Source organism: Diplocloster modestus (genome assembly GCF_019042245.1).
GTDB lineage: Bacteria > Bacillota > Clostridia > Lachnospirales > Lachnospiraceae > Diplocloster > Diplocloster modestus.
On record NZ_JAHQCX010000001.1, the window covers coordinates 126,589 to 141,326 of the forward strand.

Below are 14,738 nucleotides of genomic sequence, written 5' to 3' on the forward strand. Positions count from 1 at the left end.
ACGATTATAAAGCACTATTTAAACTCGGGTAAACATCCACCGTGTAATGAAATACAAGTCCTGTCTGAAATATTTTATGAAAGGGTAAGGGACAATATAACCTAAGAAAAAAGTCCGAGGGGAGAAAAAAGAACAAAAAAATTCCATATGCATAGACATATGGAATTTTTACTCTATGTACCCGATGCGATTCGAACGCACGGCCTTTGGAGTCGGAGTCCAACGCTCTATCCAGCTGAGCTACGGGTACGTGTCCTTATGTGGAAACCTTTCCTATTGTACCGCGGAAACAGGAAGAATGTCAATAGAAAATTGTCCATTTCCCCTTTTTCCTTTTGTATATTAACCAAAACTGGATTATTGATTCACAGATGAAAATTAATTATAATAGAAACAGAACTGATAAGATTGGACGCAGAGAGTAAAAGGGGAGGAAGCGTATGGGAGAAATCTATCCGGTGCCGGAAAGGGTATTAAAGAAAAAGGGAGCGCTGCTATTTTCGGAAATAGAAGAAGGCTTCTCCAGATACGAGCATGTGATCCTGGAGCGGACTGAGCCGGAATACCGCCATATGCTGGATGTAATGCTCCAGATCAACGGAAGGGAGGAAGCCTACTGTGATTTTTATTATGGGCGATTGTCGAGGGAAGAGCAGAGGGGATTCCGGCGGAGCCTGTCGGAGGAACAACTGGCGATGCTGATGAATTTTTATTTTCAAAAAGATGAAGTTTATTATCCGCTGACCCGTTCTATGATTCGGTTTTTGTCTGATATTACGGCCAGAGAGGTCCTTTTCTCGACTTTTTACTTTACCAGATATCCGTGCACGGTATGGGGGAACTACGGGCTGCGCTATCCGGTTTTTTTCAAGGACAAGCGTACAAAGTTTCAGTATTGTGATCTGATATGAAAAAAAAGGAATTTCATACATCGGAGGCAGACAGCATGAAATACCAGGCTGAATATCCATTTCCGATCGAGCTGGATCGGAAGAACATTAAAAATCTGTATATCAGAATCGTGCCGCCGGATGGAATTGTGCGGATATCGGCTCCCAGGCGTATGCCTGACCGGATGATCAGAGAAGCCATAGAAAAGCGTCTCACATGGATCATGACACATAGAATGAAAATGCTCGAAAGACCCGCACAACCGGTTCATGATTATAAAACCGGTGACCGGATTCTCTACTTCGGGCGGAAATATCCGATCCAGAATGTCCGGGGCCGCCGCAGTGATGCGGTAAAATTCAACGGGAAGCAGCTGCTTATCCCCTGTTGGGAGGGGCAGACAAGCGAAGAGGCGCAGAATAGTCTGTACCGGTGGTATGCAGGACAGCTTCAGGACGCAGCGGAACCGCTTCTGGAGAAATGGCAGGCGGCGATTGGGGTATCTATCACCCACCTTACGATCCGAAAAATGAAAACACGCTGGGGCTCCTGCAATGTAAGAGACCGAAGAATCAGCCTGAATCTGCACCTTGTAAAGTATCCGGTGCAATGCCTGGAATATGTCATTGTACATGAGCTGGTTCATCTATTGGAAAAAGGACATAATGCGGTGTTCTGGGGATATGTGGAACAGTTCTATCCGGATTGGAGAAATGCCAAATCTATATTAAACAGCGGGGGGATATGGGGATGATACAGCTTATGGGGAGTGATTGCAGAAGGAAACACAGAGCGGGGAAAATGAGATTTAGGGAAAGGGCTGTTCGAATTTAGGAATTTGTGATATTATATGTTCTGGTTTGATTTATAGATATATAAAATCTGAAAGATAGATAAAGATTTGGGGGTTTATGCATGAAGAAAGTAATATTGAGCGCGGACAGTACGTGTGATTTGGGACAGGAGCTGAAGGAGCGGTATCAGGTAAATTATTATCCTTATCATATTATTCTGGGCGGGAAGGATTATATGGATAATGTAGATATCACTCCGGATATTATCTATGATGCATATTGGACGAAGAAAATCCTGCCTAAGACTGCTGCGATTAATGTGGAGGAGTATAAACAGTATTTTAAGCCATGGATCAGTGAGGGGTATGAGGTGGTGCATCTGAATCTGGGCAGCGCCCTCTCCAGTTCCTATCAGAACTGTTGTCTGGCCGCGGAGGAGATGGGCGGCATTTATCCTGTGGATTCCTGTAACCTGTCTTCCGGTATGGGACATCTGGTATTGGATGCGGCGGAAATGATCGGCCGGGGTATGCCGGCGTCACAGATCAGTGAAGCGTTAAAAGCCAGAACCGGAAAATGCCATGCCAGCTTTATACTGGATACCCTGGAATTCATGCATGCGGGGGGAAGATGCTCTTCCGTTACCGCTCTGGGAGCCAATCTTTTGAATCTTAAACCCTGTATTGAGGTGGATAACAGCTCCGGCGCCATGGGAGTCGGTAAAAAATACAGGGGAAATCTGGAAAAGGTACTGGTGAAGTATACAAAAGATAAGCTGGCCGCTTATGAGCATATCAGAAGAAACCGGATCTTTATAACGCATTCCGGGATCGATGATTCTTATATTGAACTGGTGCGCAGAACCATTCAGGAGACGATGGACTTCGAGAATATCTACGTGACCAGAGCCAGCTGTACGATTTCCTGCCATTGCGGTCCTAATACTCTCGGGATCTTGTTTGAGACTGAGTGAGAAGGGGCCGGGCCTGGAGCAGGAAGAGGGGCGCGAGCGCGGCACGGGTTATCCGGGGCCCGGTGGCTGTCCCCTGCGGCAGGCCGCACACGGGAACGGATGGAGGACGGAGGCGGCAGTTTTGGCCGTGATCCTGGGCTGTGGGCTTGCGCCGGCAGCTGCTAAACAGAATCAGGACGGCGAATTCGGGAACCGGGCCTATTCACCAAGAACGCATGACGCGTTCTCGGTTCAGAGGCCCTTGCAGGTCGGCGGTGAACGCCGCCCCGCATCCCGAATTCACCGTCCTGATTCTGTTAAGCAGCTGCGCGGCTGCCCAATGCCCCGGATCACGGCCAAAACTGCCGCCTCCGTCCTCCATCCGTTCCCGTGTGCGGCCTGCCGCAGGGGACAGCCACCGGGCCCCGGATAACCCGTGCCGCGCTCGCGCCCCTCTGCCTGCGCCAGGCCCTGCTTTAATTATGAATCAGATGCCTGTCTTTTGAGACGGTGTTTATGAGGGGGTTAGAAATAGAATAGATTTTGCTTATGATTAGAGGAAAGAACCTATCATGTTTGACTTGTCTGGAAACGATGACGAGTTTAACGCGGCGAGTTTGGCGGCGGACATGTAAGGTTCTTTTTGCGTTTTTTACAGCTGATAATTTTTTTGTTTGATTATGCATATTTTTCCAATATTTCCAGCATACTACCATTGATTATGGATAAGGAGGAAAGGACATGTCTAAGAGTGCTGCATTGCCTGTTGCCAATGAGAGAGGGTATTATGAGATGCGCCTGGAGAGTATCGGCGGTCTGGGAGCGAATCTTTGCGGGAAGATGCTGGGCGAGCTGGGGGCGAATTATCTGGGGCTTAACTCGGCCAGTTTTTCAAGCTATGGGTCGGAGAAGAGAGGGTCACCTGTGAAGGCGTTTATCCGGTGGTGTGAGAAGGACCGGGATATTTATGTGAATAGTCCGGTGGAGAAACCTCATATTCTGGGGCTGTTTCATGAGGCTATGGCAGGAAAGATGCCTGTGACGGCGGGCGTGGATGCGAATACGAAGATCGTGATGAACACACCGGCGGGACCGGAGGAGATCCGGGAGAAGTTAAAGCTGTGTTCCGGGGAGATTTTTTGTATTGATGCGCTGAAGATCGCTATGGAGAATAAGAGCAGGATCAATATGGTGATGCTGGGGGCGATTGCGAAGGCGTCGGGATTTATTCCGCTGGAGGCCGTGATCGAACTGGCCAGGGATACGGTGGGGAAAAAGTATCCGAAACTGCTGGAGAATAATATTGTCGGGATTCAAAAGGGATATGAACTTACAAAGTCCATGATGTTTGAAGACGATGAAAAATATTCTTATGTTCCTTATAAGGAAGCACAGAATGAATGGGGTTATGAGACAGCCCCGTTAGGAGGTGTGAATCCCAGATTCGGGAGTACGGTGTCCAATGACCTGTCGGCTTCCCGGGAAGGGTATCTTCCTCTTTTTCTGCAGGATAAGTGCATCAATTGCGGGCTGTGTGACAGCACCTGCCCGGATATGGTGTTCCAGTTCCGGCCTGGTGAGTATAAGGGCAGGGAAATGATGGTCAATATGGGGCTGGATTACCACCACTGCAAGGGCTGTCTGCGTTGTGTGGATGTGTGTCCGACCAATGCTCTGGTCCGGGGACTGGAGAGAGAACATTCGGAGCCGAAGTGGTTTGTAAGGAATAAGGACCTGATTGTGGATCATCTGGAATTCGAGGATGTGGGCGCGAATTCCTGGGTGACCAGCGAAGCCTATCTGGAAGAAAAAAGAGTGGACGGAGGTCTGGTGTGATGGAAAAACAAAAAGTGCTCTTTGAAAGCGGTAATGAACTGGCGGCCTATGCGGCCAAACAGATTAATTATCATGTGATGGGGTATTATCCGATCACGCCGTCTACACAGATCGCGGAATTTTTGGATTTGATGAAGGCAGAGGGGGAACATGATATTTCCCTGATCGCTGCCGAGGGAGAGCACAGCGCGGCAGGGATCTGCTACGGAGCCTCCACGGCGGGAGGCCGTGTGTTTAACGCGACCAGCGCCAACGGGCTTTTGTACGCGCTGGAACAGCTGCCGGTACAGTCCGGCACCAGATTTCCCATGGTAATGAATGTGGCCTGCCGTACCGTATCAGGACCCCTCTCTATTAAGGGCGACCACAGCGATATTATGTATACACTGAATACGGGCTGGATCATTTTATACGCGAATACACCGCAGGCGGTCTATGATATGAACCTGTGTGCGCTGAAGATCGCGGAGCGGGTCAAGCTTCCGGTTATAGTGGCATTTGACGGTTTCTTTACCAGCCATCAGAAGAGGCGGTGTATGGTGTTTGAAGAGGACTGTACCGTACAGGAATTTTTGGGGAAATATGATGCGGATTATTCCTGCCTGGATCTGGAGCATCCTGTTTCTATCGGGTCTTATATGAATGAACCGGATACGCTTAATAATAAATACCAGCTGCATCTGGCCATGGAAGAGGCCCGGGAGGTAATCCCGGAGATTTTTGGTGAGTATGGGCAGCTTTCCGGAAGAAATTATACGGAGACGGAAGGGTACCGCACGGAGGATGCCGAGTTCCTGCTCTTTCTGCTGGGCTCCAGTTATCATACGGCCAAACTGGCTGTGGATGAGATGCGGGAGCACGGCTGCAAAGCAGGCGTATTTACCACGAATATCCTGCGTCCGTTCCCGGCAGATGAATTATATGAGCACTGCAGAAACGCCAAAGTGATATTGGTCTGTGACCGGCAGGACAGCTACGGGGCCCATGGTGGAAATATGACACTGGAGATCAAGGCGATGCTCCAGGAGCATGAGAAGACGGCTCATGTACTGAGCAGGATCTACGGCCTGGGCGGCAGGGATTTTTATGTGGAGGACGCGCTTAAGCTTTTTAAAGAGTGCGTGACGGATGATCCCGTACGCTTTGATTACTATGGAAAATATCCGGGAACGAAGTCCTATGACGGCTCACAGTATTTTAAGCCCATTACCGCCGCCGAGGCGTCACCTGGCCTGACAGTCTGTGAAAAGGATGAGAAAACCAATAAACTGACCGTAAAAGGTGCAAAAGTCGGAGATACCACCGCGATGCCGAAGAGACTGGCACCGGGACATGGAGCCTGCCCGGGCTGCGGTATTCCGGTGAATGTGAATCTGCTGCTGCGTGGAATCGAGGGAAATGTGGTGCTGCTGTTCCATACGGGCTGCGGCATGGTGGTGACGACCAACTACCCGAAAACGGCGTTCAAGGTACCCTATGTGCACAACCTGTTCCAGAATGGGCCGGCCACGCTGACCGGAATTCTGGAGATGTACCATCAGCGCCAGAAGAGAGGGGAATATCCGGACGAAGAGATTACGTTCCTTATGGTCAGCGGTGACGGCGGTATGGACATTGGTCTGGGTTCCGCGCTGGGAGCCGCTCTGAGAAATAATAAGCTGATTCTCTTTGAATACGACAACGGCGGCTATATGAATACCGGATATCAGCTGTCTTATTCCACACCGATGGGGGCCAAGAGCTCCACTTCCCATGTGGGAGCCCAGCAATACGGCAAGACATTTTTCCACAAGGACACACCTATGATTATGGCGGCTTCCCACATTCCTTATGTGGCGACGGTGGCGGAATCGAATCCGGCGGACTTTATAAAGAAGGCTGCCAAGGCACAGTATTATGCGAATCGATACGGCATGGCTTATGTCAAAACCCTGTCCGCCTGTCCGCTGAACTGGAGTGACCGTCCCGATACGGAGCGCAAAGTAATCGCCGCAGGCGTGGACTGCTGTTACTTCCCGCTGTATGAGATCGAGGAGGGAGTGACAAATATTAACTATAATCCGGAAAAAGGAAATAAAAAAATCCCGGTTCTGGATTGGCTGGCCATGATGGGCAGAACGAAGCATCTGGGTAAAGCAGAATATGCCTCAGTCGTGGAAAATATACAAAAAGAGACAGACCGCCGCTGGGAAAGGCTGAAAGCGAGAGCGGAGAACCCGTTGCTGTAATATCATTTACATTACTAACAACAGGAAAGATCAGATCGTAAATGTTCCCATTCAGTACCATAACCCAAAATAAATCAGGTAAATAGGAGGAATTCCAAATGTCAACAGAATTCAAAAACAGCCAGACGAAAGATAATTTAATGAGGGCTTTTGCCGGGGAATCCCAGGCCAGAAACCGTTATACTTTTGCAGCGTCTCAGGCCAAAAGCCAGAACTTGTATGTGATCCAGAGTATTTTCCAGTTTACAGCCGACCAGGAGAAAGAACACGCGGAGATTTATTATAACCACCTGACGGAACTGGCAGGGGAGAACATCCATGTGGACGGAGGTTATCCGGTGGATATCAGCAGCCGGGTAGTGGATCTGCTGAAATTCGCGCAGCATAATGAATATGAGGAATGGCAGGATGTCTACAAGACCTTCGGTGATATCGCGAAAGAAGAAGGTTTTCACAAAGTAGCCAGTTCCTTCCATATGATCGCCGAAATTGAAAAGACCCACGGTGACCGCTTTGGGAAATTCGCCGAAATGATGGAGCAGGATAAACTGTTTGTATCCGATGTTAAAACCGGCTGGATGTGCCTGAATTGCGGATATATTTATACTGGAACACAGGCGCCTGCGGTATGCCCGGTATGCACCCATAATCAGGGATATTTCATCCGTCTGGAGCTGGCGCCTTACCAGAAATAGAGATACGGTTATAAGAAATAAAGATAGCCTATTAAGAAATAGAGGCAGAAATAAAAACAGGATGGTTTAAGAAGGGATGGAAAGGTGAGAGTAAAATGTGCTTAAAAAAAGCAGGAATCCGGGGCATGATGCTTCTTATGATGACCACATCGCTGTGGGGGTGCTCCAGACCGGAAGAAAACAAGGGAGATACACCGGTAACGGATGTGGCGCTGGCAGATATCGAAAAAGCGGTGGCCGCGGTATATGGGGATAATTATATCCCCAATACGGAGTATGATGTCAGCGCGATTGAGTCTGAATTCGGAGTGAAACAGGACTGGTATGAGAATGCCATTGCCAAAGGCCCTATGATCAGCACACAGGTAGATACCTTTGTAGGTATAGAAGCGAAAAAGGATCACGCACAGGAAGTGGAGGATGCGTTGCAGGCATACCGCAAACGCCTGCTGGATGATACGATGCAATATCCCATGAACCTGATCAAAATCCAGGCTTCCCAGGTGGTCCGGTATGGAAATTACGTTTTCTTCCTGATGCTGGGAGAAGTATCTATGGAGGATATGGAGCGGGGAGATCAGGCGGCTCTTGAGGCGGCACAGGCAGAGAACCAAAAAGCTGTGGATGCCGTGGAAGAGATGCTGTACGAGTAGACGGTTATGGTATTCAGCAGCTTTGTATTTTTGTTCCGTTTTCTTCCTGCTGTCCTGCTGGTGTATTATCTGGTTCCCCGGATCTACAAGAACCTGGTGCTTTTTCTGGCCAGTCTGATTTTCTACGCATGGGGCGAGCCTCTCTATGTGGGACTTATGATTTTTTCCACAGTGACAGATTATGTTCATGGAAAACTGGTGGATTCCTTTCTCAACCGGAACCGGCGGCTGGCGGCGAAATGCACAGTCGCCTCTTCAGTTGTGATCAATGTCCTGTTGTTAGGCATTTTTAAATATTCGGATTTACTGATTCAATGGGTCAACCTGGCTGCACACACGCAGATCCCTTTGCTTGAACTGCCGCTGCCTGTGGGTATATCATTCTACACGTTCCAGACGATGTCCTATACCATCGATATTTACCGGAGGGAGGCCAGACCGGCCAGGAACATCATAGATTTCGGAGCTTTTGTGGCGCTGTTCCCCCAGTTGGTGGCCGGTCCTATTATCCGTTACGAGACCACGGATCTGCAGCTCAGAAAACGAGAAATCAACCGGGAAAAATTAGTCCGGGGTACCCTGCGTCTGGTCATCGGACTCGGGAAAAAAGTGCTCCTGGCTAATAATATCGGAGTCCTGTGGCAGACGGTGTCAGCGATCCCCATGGATGAAATGACTCTGTTAAAGGCGTGGCTTGGAACGGCGGCATTCGCTTTTCAGATCTACTTTGATTTTTCCGGTTATTCAGACATGGCCATCGGCCTGGGTTATCTGTTCGGATTCATTTATCCGGAAAATTTCCGTTATCCCTATATGGCCGACAGTATCACGGATTTCTGGAGACGGTGGCATATCACCCTGAGTACCTGGTTTAAGGAATATGTCTACTTTCCACTGGGAGGGAGCCGGAAAGGGAAGGGGATACAGATACGAAACCTGCTGATCGTATGGGGCCTTACCGGTATCTGGCACGGCGCATCCCTTAATTTTTTGTTTTGGGGTCTGTATTTTGCTGTTCTACTGATCAATGAGAAGCTTTGGCTGCTGAAAGCACTGGAAAAATGCCACGCGGTTGTCCGGCATCTCTATGCACTGTTCTTTATTATGATCGGCTGGGTAATTTTCGCATTCGATCATATTCAGGATGGAATCCGCTATATGTCTGCCATGTTCGGGGTCAGCGGGCTTCCGGCAGTGGATAGGGAAAGCCTGTACCTGCTGTCCGAATACGCCCTCCTGCTGGTCCTGCTGGCATTCGGCTGTACCAGGCTGCCCTCCAACCGGATCAGAACTCTGGTTTCTGAACATTGCAGAACAGCCGCCAGCCCCAGTCCCAGCACAGATACTGTCGACAGTGGTACTGCCAACAGCGGCACTGCCGGTGCCGGCACCGATCACGGCGGTATCCGGCGCGTTGGTATCTATTGCATCGTCTGCATGGGCACCGTGTGTATCTTGCTTTTATCCATTGCTTATCTGGTTAACGCATCCTATAACCCATTTTTGTATTTCCGATTCTAGAAAGGAACAGACCAATGAAAAGCTACCCTTGGATGGTCATTGCCGTATTTGCCGTGATTACCGGTATCAGCCTTCTGAGCCTGATACAGCCCCCGGCTTATTATTCCGAACATGAACGTCGTTTCCTGGCTCAGCAGCCGAATTGGAATATGTCCAACATGCGATCCGGAGACTTTGCCAAGGATTATGAGACCTATCTTTCAGATCAGTTTCCTTTCCGGGATGCCTGGATCTGCGTAAGAACCACCGCGGAACGTGTTCTCGGAAAGAAGGAGAGCAACGGAGTATATCTGGCTGACGACGGATACCTGATCGAGCGGCATACCAGAGAAGATATCGATGGAACGATATTCCGGGAAAATATAGAGCGGACCACCCGTTTTGTTAAGCAGGCGGAAGAGATCATCGGAAAAGGAAAAGTAAAAATCATGCTGATCCCTTCCGCGGACAGTATCCTGACCGACCGACTGCCCGCGTTCGCGGTGGGACTGGATCAATCCGAATTATTGAGCCAGGTGCGTCAGGCGCTGCCGGATCAATATGTGGATACGGAGGCAATCCTTCGGGAGCACAGGGAGGAGGAGATCTATTACCATACGGATCATCACTGGACCACCCTGGGAGCCTGGTACGGCTATCAGGCATGGGCGCAGGAAGCAGGAGTTTCAGCCTGGGCAGCGCAGGACTGGCATGTGGAAGAGCCTGACTATGATTTTTACGGAACCGTCTATTCCAAAGTCCATGTGAAAGTTCCGCCGGACCGGATTCAGATCTATACCCCGGCGGAAGAAATGTCTTACCAGGTAAATTATAATGATGGAGAACGGATTAGCGACAGCCTGTATGCGTACGATAAACTGAGTACCCGGGATGGCTATGAAGTATTTTTAAATGGCAACCAGCCATTGGTGAAAATAACGCGATGTGAGGGTATGGGGAACGGAAATCGCCCCGGTGGAACAGGAAATCTGCTGGTGATAAAAGATTCCTATGCCAACTGTATGATTCCCTTTCTGGTGAATCATTTCAACGAGACCCATATAATGGACCTGCGCTATCTGTGGCCCGACATACCGGCCTATATACGGGAAAATCAAATCACGGACATTCTGATCCTGTATCAGACCATCCAATACTCCAGCAGCAGCCTGTACAGATTGGAACATGGAAAATAATCGGGTATTTTTCCATCCGGTATCTGCCAGGCGGCCGCTGCCGCACAGAACATCTTTACAACAGAATCATTACACACTATAATATCAGAAGATTCCATGATAAATAAGACCGTACACAAGAAAGAGAGGATTTCATGAAATATTTCAAAGAATGCCAATACATCTGGAAAAACTATGTACCAGCAAAAGGCCAGTCTAACGTTCTCCAGGGAGAACTGCTGCGGCAAATCGAAAAGCTTCGTTATGAAGCACAGAACAATGGAAATATAAATTGGGATGAAGATTTTGAATACTTCTGTGATTTCCTGACCCGGGCGCTATGTTCAAGCGACGCCCTGTCCAGGCAGGAAAAAGCGCAGGTACAGGACGCACTACATAAAATGAAATCAGCGGGACAGACTGCCTTCCGATATCATAACGGCCAGATGAGCGACGAGGAACTGGAAACCAAATATCACGGCGAACTGGCCTGTACCCAGGACGAGCTCTACGACCTGGTAAACGATGCGATCGGAGCCTTCTACATGAAATATCCGACCCCAATCCCCTACAGTCCGAACCCATCAATCCACCGTTAATGGAAACACCCGTCCATAAGAACTGAAAAATAATAAAGTGATATAAATTTGAGGTCCTGACTATGTCCGAATATATTACCCATGCCTTTCCACCCATATACGATACAGAATCCCGTATTTTAATACTGGGTACCATGCCCTCCCCGAAATCCCGTGAAAACGGCTTCTACTACGGGCATCCGCGCAACCGTTTCTGGAAGGTGCTGTCAGAGATCCTGTCCCAGCCCCTTCCGGGAACGAATGAGGCCAAGATCTGCTTCCTGCGGGAGAATCACATAGCGTTATGGGATGTCCTGGCCTCCTGCGAGATCCACAGGGCCGACGACAGCAGTATCCGCAACCCGGTCCCAAACGACCTGACTCCAATCCTGGCCGCGGCCCCGATCCGTACCATTTTCACCACCGGAACCAAAGCCGCCGCCCTTTACAAACGCTATTGCTATCCGAAGACCCTGTTGCCGGCCACACAGCTTCCATCTACAAGCCCGGCCAACTGCGCGTTATCCTATGAGCAGTTAAGATCTGCCTATGCGGTTGTGGAGGAAGCCCTGCGCCTCAGCGCTTGGAACCCTTACTTCCCCCGAGGGTAACCCCGGCCAGAAGATTTGTATCAAAGGAAAAATGCAGGTCTTCACTTTCGCGTTCCCGCTTCAGGGCCAGCCGGATCATGCGGTCCAGAAGTTCGGAATAAGGGACGCCCAGAGGCTCCCAGAGATAGAAGGAGAGAGAACCCGGTATCGTGTTAATCTCATTTACATAGACTTCATTGGTATCCTGATCGATCATGAAATCAATACGGGCGACACCGCTGCAGCCCAGAGCCTTAAAGGTATCCACAGCCATGCTGCGGATCAGCTGCCGGACTTCCCCGCTGATCTCGGCGGGCAGTTTACGCTTCAGGCTGGACATACCGCCTTTAGCGCCGCCTGTTGAACCGGTTTTCGATCCGGACTTGGATCCGCCCCCGGACATATATTTATCCTCATAGCTTAAGATCTCATCGGAATTGACCGGTTCCTCACACTCAGAAGCCTCCGCTGATTCATAATCCCCTAAAACGGAGCAGTTGATTTCTTTCAGATTCGTGATGGCTTTTTCCACCAGTACCTTGGAGGAAAATTCAAAAGCGTAATCCAGTGCGTCCAGTAACTCGTCATGGTCATGGGCGATACGGATACCGACGCTGGAACCCAGATTGACAGGTTTGACGATTACCGGGTAGGAGAGGCGGGCTTCCACTCGGGCCAGATGCCGCTCCGTATCCGCATTATATTCCCGGATGTTCAGCACGACGCAGTCCAGTACCGGTATATCATGGTCTTTTAACACTGCTTTCATAACATATTTATCCATTCCCACCGCGGAGGAGAGAACGTCACAGCCCACATACAGAACATTCAGAAAATGAAGATAACCGGCCAGAGTGCCGTCCTCCACGTTCGTGCCGTGGACAGCGGGAAACGCCACATCTATATAATCGTACACGTTATTTCCGAACTTTTTCATCGGATATTTCATCAGGCACAGTTTATTCCCCTCTTTTACCGGGAGAACGCGCTGGCTCTTCTTCAGCAGTTCGGGAATGTTGCGGTATTCTTCGATCACTCCGGCATATTCTCCGGTATACATCTGATTCTCTTTGGTAATGTAAATGGGGACCACCTCGTATTTGTTCCGGTCGAAGGCATAACAGGCCTGAATTCCGGTGATCACGGAGACTTCATGCTCCACGCTCATTCCGCCAAACATAACGCCAACTTTGATTTTCATAACACTGACTCCTTTATTTTGATTCAGATATGGATAGAAGATATCCGGGGATTATATAGTTCAGTATGGGAAAGGCACCGGCTTAATAATTATCCGGCAGGTCATTTTCCAACAGGACCACCTTCATAGTTCCGTGGGCGTTGATGCCGTCCACCTTCTGTAACCCTTCCTGCAGATCATTGACTACAAAGAACTGCTCCGCAGGATAATCAGCTTCCGCCAGACCATCCTGGATCGGTTTTGTCTGCTTGGGCCCCACCAGGATTACATAATCACAGACGGCGGCTGCCTGCAGTCCGAACGTTTTATTGCATTGGTACTGCTGATCACCCAATTCTACCATTCCCGGAGTAACCAGGATCTTCAGGCCTTCGAACTGGTTCAGGGTATCTAAGGCCGCCTTGGCCCCGCTGGGATTCGAATTATAAGCGTCATCGATGATCAGCCTTGTGGGACCCGGAATCAGCTGTAGCCGATGGGGCACCCCGTTAAGCTTACGGACCTGGGTCACGATATCCTGCATGGGGACGCCCAGTTCCCATGCCACCGCTATGGCACCTGCGATATTTACCACATTGTGGATACCGATCAGTTTGGTGGAGAATTCATAAGTATGCCCATCAGGAGCATCCAGCTTAAAGGAGGAACCCTTCCTGGAAACCGTAATATCATAAGGATGAAAATCGCAGTCCGGATTCCCGGCCCCGTAAGTGACCACCGGTTTATCCAACTGCTTCTTACGGATATATTCATTGTCGTAATTCAAAAATACTTTTCCGGCAGGCGGTATCGAATCGGCCAGCTCAAATTTCGTTTTTATCACATTCTCAATCGATAGAAAACTCTCCAGATGCTGCGGCCCGATGGAAGTAATTACACCATAATCCGGATGCACCAGATCACAGATCTCCTTAATTTCCCCGACGGTCTTGGCGCCCATCTCACAGACAAAGATCTCATGGGTAGCCTTTAAATGCTCCCTGACTGTTTTCACTACACCCAGCGTTGTATTAAAATTGCCTGGAGTAACCAGAACGTTATATTTAGCGGATAACAATTTCCCCAGATAAAACTTCACGCTGGTTTTCCCATAACTGCCGGTCACACCGATGATGGTCAGGTTGGGCATAGCCTTCAAAATATCCTCGGCCTCCCGGATAAAATGCCGGTTAACGGATTTTTCCACAGGCCGGTTGATCAGATTGGCCAATAAAATGAGAAAAGGAGCCAGGATGCCAATGGCGGGAAGCACCAGTAAAAAAGCCGGATGCAGGAACCGATACAGCAAAATGCCGCCGCCGCTCAGAACCAGAAACAAGATTCCGTCAGTCACGAACATGCGAATGACCCGTTTGGTAAAAACCAAAGGCTTCTTCGCCTTTTTCGGACGGTTCCCCACAAGGGTAAGCAGATTGCAGACGATAGCCAGTACCTTAAAGACCGGATGCGGTATCAGCAGCAGAACCATACTGACCAGCAGAGCCAGAACCCGGCCGGTCATACTTCCCAGATGCTCCTTTAACCAGTGCACATGCGGCCCGGGCTTGTAGGAGTTCAGCTGGAACATGTGCATGTGATAAATGGACAGCACCACAAAAGCAGCCGTAAAGGAAACTGCATAGAGACCCAATATAAGATTATTCAT

The 14,738-nt window shown here is 49.4% G+C and carries 14 protein-coding genes and 1 tRNA gene; 12 read left to right on the forward strand and 3 right to left on the reverse strand.

The window, feature by feature from the left end:
• Positions 1–176: 176 nt before the first annotated feature.
• Positions 177–250: transfer RNA gene (locus KTH90_RS00730), tRNA-Arg, on the reverse strand.
• Between the two features lie 190 nt (positions 251–440).
• Here KTH90_RS00730 and KTH90_RS00735 point away from each other — a divergent pair.
• The 12 genes from KTH90_RS00735 to KTH90_RS00790 all read left to right on the forward strand — a co-directional run bounded on the left by KTH90_RS00735 (position 441) and on the right by KTH90_RS00790 (position 11,913).
• Positions 441–911: a hypothetical protein gene (locus tag KTH90_RS00735; protein ID WP_158351520.1), complete on the forward strand. Its 471-nt coding sequence runs from the start codon at positions 441–443 to the stop codon at positions 909–911.
• Between the two features lie 35 nt (positions 912–946).
• Positions 947–1,645 carry a M48 family metallopeptidase gene (locus KTH90_RS00740; RefSeq protein ID WP_238726080.1) on the forward strand — a complete coding sequence of 233 codons (699 nt, stop codon included), beginning with the start codon at positions 947–949 and terminating at the stop codon, positions 1,643–1,645.
• Positions 1,646–1,806: 161 nt separating this feature from the next.
• The gene (locus tag KTH90_RS00745) at positions 1,807–2,658 is read left to right on the forward strand and encodes a DegV family protein (protein ID WP_238726081.1); all 852 of its coding nucleotides are present in this window, start codon (positions 1,807–1,809) and stop codon (positions 2,656–2,658) included.
• Entirely contained in the window at positions 2,645–3,070 is a 426-nt protein-coding gene (locus KTH90_RS00750) for a hypothetical protein (RefSeq protein WP_238726082.1), read from the forward strand. The genes KTH90_RS00745 and KTH90_RS00750 overlap by 14 nt, the downstream gene beginning before the upstream one ends.
• A gap of 308 nt (positions 3,071–3,378) precedes the next feature.
• The gene (locus KTH90_RS00755) at positions 3,379–4,473 is read left to right on the forward strand and encodes a 2-oxoacid:acceptor oxidoreductase family protein (protein WP_238726083.1); all 1,095 of its coding nucleotides are present in this window, start codon (positions 3,379–3,381) and stop codon (positions 4,471–4,473) included.
• On the forward strand, positions 4,473–6,701 hold the full coding sequence (locus KTH90_RS00760) for a thiamine pyrophosphate-dependent enzyme (RefSeq protein WP_238726084.1): 2,229 nt from the start codon (positions 4,473–4,475) through the stop codon (positions 6,699–6,701). Before KTH90_RS00755 ends, KTH90_RS00760 begins: the two co-directional genes overlap by 1 nt.
• A gap of 98 nt (positions 6,702–6,799) precedes the next feature.
• Entirely contained in the window at positions 6,800–7,396 is a 597-nt protein-coding gene (rbr, locus tag KTH90_RS00765) for a rubrerythrin (protein ID WP_158351529.1), read from the forward strand.
• Positions 7,397–7,491: 95 nt separating this feature from the next.
• Positions 7,492–8,049, forward strand: a complete 558-nt coding sequence (locus KTH90_RS00770; protein WP_158351530.1) for a DUF4358 domain-containing protein — start codon at positions 7,492–7,494, stop codon at positions 8,047–8,049.
• Positions 8,050–8,055: 6 nt separating this feature from the next.
• Entirely contained in the window at positions 8,056–9,570 is a 1,515-nt protein-coding gene (locus KTH90_RS00775; protein WP_238726085.1) for an MBOAT family O-acyltransferase, read from the forward strand.
• Between the two features lie 14 nt (positions 9,571–9,584).
• A complete protein-coding gene (locus KTH90_RS00780; protein WP_238726086.1) occupies positions 9,585–10,745 on the forward strand; it encodes a DHHW family protein in 1,161 nt (386 codons plus the stop codon).
• 134 nt (positions 10,746–10,879) lie between these two features.
• The gene (locus KTH90_RS00785) at positions 10,880–11,323 is read left to right on the forward strand and encodes a hypothetical protein (RefSeq protein WP_158351536.1); all 444 of its coding nucleotides are present in this window, start codon (positions 10,880–10,882) and stop codon (positions 11,321–11,323) included.
• Positions 11,324–11,385: 62 nt separating this feature from the next.
• Entirely contained in the window at positions 11,386–11,913 is a 528-nt protein-coding gene (locus KTH90_RS00790; RefSeq protein ID WP_238726087.1) for a DNA-deoxyinosine glycosylase, read from the forward strand.
• Here the strand turns inward: KTH90_RS00790 and KTH90_RS00795 are convergent.
• A complete protein-coding gene (locus KTH90_RS00795; RefSeq protein WP_238726088.1) occupies positions 11,879–13,093 on the reverse strand; it encodes a D-alanine--D-alanine ligase family protein in 1,215 nt (404 codons plus the stop codon). The genes KTH90_RS00790 and KTH90_RS00795 overlap by 35 nt on opposite strands.
• Before the next feature lie 82 nt (positions 13,094–13,175).
• Positions 13,176–14,738 carry a UDP-N-acetylmuramoyl-tripeptide--D-alanyl-D-alanine ligase gene (locus KTH90_RS00800; RefSeq protein WP_238726089.1) on the reverse strand — a complete coding sequence of 521 codons (1,563 nt, stop codon included), beginning with the start codon at positions 14,736–14,738 and terminating at the stop codon, positions 13,176–13,178.

What these genes read in the sequence shown, in the direction of transcription:
- KTH90_RS00800 (WP_238726089.1), bottom strand. Translation starts at nt 14,738, where the DNA reads ATGAATAATCTTATATTGGGTCTCTATGCAGTTTCCTTTACGGCTGCT.
- KTH90_RS00795 (WP_238726088.1), bottom strand. Translation starts at nt 13,093, where the DNA reads ATGAAAATCAAAGTTGGCGTTATGTTTGGCGGAATGAGCGTGGAGCAT.
- KTH90_RS00735 (WP_158351520.1), top strand. Translation starts at nt 441, where the DNA reads ATGGGAGAAATCTATCCGGTGCCGGAAAGGGTATTAAAGAAAAAGGGA.
- KTH90_RS00780 (WP_238726086.1), top strand. Translation starts at nt 9,585, where the DNA reads ATGAAAAGCTACCCTTGGATGGTCATTGCCGTATTTGCCGTGATTACC.
- KTH90_RS00760 (WP_238726084.1), top strand. Translation starts at nt 4,473, where the DNA reads ATGGAAAAACAAAAAGTGCTCTTTGAAAGCGGTAATGAACTGGCGGCC.
- KTH90_RS00775 (WP_238726085.1), top strand. Translation starts at nt 8,056, where the DNA reads ATGGTATTCAGCAGCTTTGTATTTTTGTTCCGTTTTCTTCCTGCTGTC.
- KTH90_RS00790 (WP_238726087.1), top strand. Translation starts at nt 11,386, where the DNA reads ATGTCCGAATATATTACCCATGCCTTTCCACCCATATACGATACAGAA.
- KTH90_RS00740 (WP_238726080.1), top strand. Translation starts at nt 947, where the DNA reads ATGAAATACCAGGCTGAATATCCATTTCCGATCGAGCTGGATCGGAAG.
- KTH90_RS00770 (WP_158351530.1), top strand. Translation starts at nt 7,492, where the DNA reads ATGTGCTTAAAAAAAGCAGGAATCCGGGGCATGATGCTTCTTATGATG.
- KTH90_RS00785 (WP_158351536.1), top strand. Translation starts at nt 10,880, where the DNA reads ATGAAATATTTCAAAGAATGCCAATACATCTGGAAAAACTATGTACCA.
- rbr (WP_158351529.1), top strand. Translation starts at nt 6,800, where the DNA reads ATGTCAACAGAATTCAAAAACAGCCAGACGAAAGATAATTTAATGAGG.
- KTH90_RS00755 (WP_238726083.1), top strand. Translation starts at nt 3,379, where the DNA reads ATGTCTAAGAGTGCTGCATTGCCTGTTGCCAATGAGAGAGGGTATTAT.
- KTH90_RS00745 (WP_238726081.1), top strand. Translation starts at nt 1,807, where the DNA reads ATGAAGAAAGTAATATTGAGCGCGGACAGTACGTGTGATTTGGGACAG.